The sequence below is a fragment of the Xanthomonas sp. SHU 166 genome, assembly GCF_000364685.1.
Lineage (GTDB): Bacteria > Pseudomonadota > Gammaproteobacteria > Xanthomonadales > Xanthomonadaceae > Xanthomonas_A > Xanthomonas_A sontii.
Map to the genome: position 1 here is coordinate 1 of NZ_AQOJ01000253.1, position 3,328 is coordinate 3,328.

Here is a 3,328-nt window from a genome sequence, read left to right on the forward strand (position 1 = left end):
GGCGGACGCTGGCCGCCCGGACGCTCGTCCGGCGGGTTGTTGTTGCCCCAGCGGATCGGCGTGACCGGCTCGAAGCCCGGCACGTCGCGGATGTCCATCTCGCGCTTGAGCAGGCGTGCGATCGCGCGCAGCAGCTTGGCCTCGTCCTGCGCCACCAGCGAAATTGCTTCACCGGTCGAACCGTTGCGGCCGGTGCGGCCGATGCGGTGCACATAGTCCTCGGCGACCATCGGCAGGTCGTAGTTGATGACCTTGGGCAGCTGGTCGATGTCGATGCCGCGCGCGGCGATGTCGGTCGCCACCAGCACGGTGATGCGGCCGGCCTTGAAGTCGCTCAATGCGCGCAGGCGCTGGCCCTGGCTCTTGTTGCCGTGGATCGCCGCGGTCTTCAACCCGGACTTGTCCAGGAACATGGTCAGCTTGTCGGCGCCGTGCTTGGTGCGGGCGAACACCAGGGTCTGCTTGCGCGAGTCGGCGGCCAGCAGGTGCAGCAGCAGTTCGCGCTTGCGCGCGCCGTCCACCGGATGCACGCGGTGGGTGATGGTGTCGGCCACGGTGTTGCTCGGGGTGGCCTGGATTTCCTGCGGGTCGTGCATGAACTCGCGGGCCAGCTGCTTGATGCCTTCCTCGAAGGTGGCCGAGAACAGCAGGGTCTGCCGGTTCTGCTTGGGCAGCTTGGCGAGGATGCGCTTGATCGACGGCAGGAAGCCCATGTCGAGCATGCGGTCGGCTTCGTCCAGCACCAGGATCTCGATGCCCGACAGGTCCACGCTGCGGCGCTCGAGGTGGTCGAGCAGGCGGCCCGGGCAGGCGATCAGCAGGTCCACGCCGCGGCGCAGCGCGTCGAGCTGGTTGCCCATGCCCACGCCGCCGTAGATGGTGGTGCTGGGGATGCGCAGGTACTTGCTGTAGCCGCGCAGGCTGTCGTGGACCTGGGTGGCCAGTTCGCGGGTCGGGGTCAGGATCAGCGCGCGCGGCTTGCGCGGGCCGGGGCCCACCGACTGCGGCGAAGTGCCCAGGTGCTGCAGCAGCGGCAGGCCGAACGCGGCGGTCTTGCCGGTGCCGGTCTGCGCGCCGGCCATCAGGTCATGGCCTTCCAGGGCGACGGGAATGGCCTGCGCCTGGATCGGGGTGGGGGTTTCGTAGCCCTGCTCGGCCAACGCGCGCAGCAGGAAGGGCGCAAGGCCCAGGGATTCGAACGACATGAGAATGCTCCGGATAACGCGCCGGCGCCGGGACGGACCCGGCGCGCAGACGCAAGTAGGTGAGGCTCGGAGCGTTCCCGTGAACCGCGCTGCGAGAGGGTGGATCAACCCGCAGCGCGAGGCTGGGGTTCGTCGGCACCACGAAAGACGTCGGGCGGGGCGGGCGAGTCGGATCGTTGCGATCCTGGCCTCGCCGGCGGTCCCTGAGGGAAACGGACGGCCGCATGCAGACCGAGATAGTGTACCTGAATTGGCGCGCTGCACAAAATGCGGGTCCGTTTCAGTTGAAACCAAGCCGGCGTCTGGCCGTACAATCGCCGGCTCAGCCCCCAGCACTGGACGGACATGAAGCTAGGTTCCCTGAAGGAAGGCGGTCGCGACGGCACCCTGATCGTCGTGTCCCGCGATCTGACCCGCGCCGTGCGCGCCACCGGCATCGCGCCGACCCTGCAGCGCGCGCTGGAGGACTGGAGCAACCTCGCGCCGCGCCTGAACGCGCTGTCCGAGTCGCTCAACGACGGCAGCGCCGACGGCCAGTTCGACCTGGACATGGCCGCGCTGGCGGCACCGCTGCCCCGCGCCTACGAGTTCCTCGACGGCAGCGCCTACCTGCCGCACGTCGAGCGCGTGCGCCGCGCGCGCGGCGCCGAGGTGCCGGAGAGCTTCTACACCGACCCGCTGATGTACCAGGCGGTCAGCGCCGGCTTCTACGGCCCGCGCGATGCGGTCAAGGTGGTCAGCGAGGACTACGGCATCGACCTGGAAGCCGAGATCGTGGTGGTCACCGACGACGTGCCGATGGCGGTCAGCCCGGCGCAGGCCGCCGCGCACATCCAGTTGATCGGCCTGGTCAACGACGTGTCGCTGCGCAATCTGATTCCGCCTGAACTGGCCAAGGGCTTCGGCTTCGTGCAGTCCAAGCCGCGTTCGGCGCTGTCGCCGGTGTTCGTCACTCCCGACGAACTGGGCGAGGCCTGGCAGGGCAACAAGGTGCACCTGCCGCTGCTGACCCACATCAACGGCGCCTGGTTCGGCGCGCCCGAGGCGGGCGAGGACATGCAGTTCGATTTCGCGCAACTGGTCGCGCACGCGGCCAAGACCCGGCCGCTGGCGGCCGGCGCGGTGGTCGGCTCGGGCACCATCGCCAACCAGGACACCACGCGTGGTGCCTCCTGCTTCGCCGAGCAGCGCACCGTGGAAACCCTGCGCGACGGCAAGCCGAGCACGCCGTACATGTCCTTCGGCGACGTGGTGCGGATCGAGATGTTGGACCGTGACGGAGTGAGCATCTTCGGTGCGATCGAGCAGCGCATCGAGCAGGCGCCGCTGCCCTGACCCGGCCGGCGGCGGCGCCGGGGCGACCGGCGGCGCCGCAGCCCGGGTGTCCACCGGTATCGTTGTCGATTGCGCAGACGGAGGCGGGCATGGACGAGGCACTGCAGCTCTACACCTACTGGCGCTCCAGCGCCGCGTACCGGGTGCGCATCGGGCTGGAGCTCAAGCGTCTGGCCTACCAGTCGCTGCCGGTGCACCTGGTGCGCGACGGTGGACAGCAGCACTCGCCGGAATATGCGCGGTTGAACCCGCAGGAACTGGTGCCGACCCTGTGCCACGAGGGCCAGCCGATCCGCCAATCGCTGGCGATCCTGGAGTACCTGGACGAGCGCTGGCCGGAGCCGCCGCTGCTGCCGGACGCGCCGATCGATCGCGCCCGCGTGCGCGGCCTGGCGCAACTGATCGCCTGCGACATCCACCCGCTCAACAACCTGCGCGTGACGCAGTTCTTCGAGAGCGCCTGGAACGTGCCGCAACCCGAGCGCGAAGAATGGATGCGGCACTGGATGCAGACCGGCTTCGATGCGCTGGAGCAGTTGCTGGCCGAGTCGCCCGATACCGGACGCTTCTGCCACGGCGAGCAGCCGGGCCTGGCCGACTGCTGCCTGGTGCCGCAGCTCTACAACGCGCGCCGCTTCGGCGTGGATCTGCAGGCCTACCCGACCCTGGAGCGGATCGAGCGCGCCTGCCTGGCGCTGCCGGCATTCGACGCGGCGCGCCCGGAACGCCAGCCCGACGCGCAGTAAGCTGGGACTATCGTCGCAGATACCGTCTTACCCCCTAGCAGG

At 69.5% G+C, this 3,328-nt stretch carries 3 protein-coding genes; 2 read left to right on the forward strand and 1 reads right to left on the reverse strand.

Going from position 1 to position 3,328, the window contains the following annotated elements; translation table 11 throughout:
* On the reverse strand, window positions 1-1,205 hold a 1,205-nt coding region (locus D180_RS08335; protein ID WP_017912436.1), incomplete at its 3' end, for a DEAD/DEAH box helicase.
* Window positions 1,206-1,550: 345 nt separating this feature from the next.
* Between D180_RS08335 and D180_RS08340 the strand changes: the two genes are divergently transcribed.
* The gene (locus D180_RS08340; RefSeq protein WP_017908490.1) at window positions 1,551-2,540 is read left to right on the forward strand and encodes a fumarylacetoacetate hydrolase family protein; all 990 of its coding nucleotides are present in this window, start codon (window positions 1,551-1,553) and stop codon (window positions 2,538-2,540) included.
* A gap of 89 nt (window positions 2,541-2,629) precedes the next feature.
* Window positions 2,630-3,286, forward strand: coding sequence for a maleylacetoacetate isomerase (gene maiA / locus D180_RS08345; protein ID WP_017912437.1), 657 nt, complete (start codon window positions 2,630-2,632; stop codon window positions 3,284-3,286).
* The last annotated feature ends 42 nt before the right edge of the window (window positions 3,287-3,328 follow it).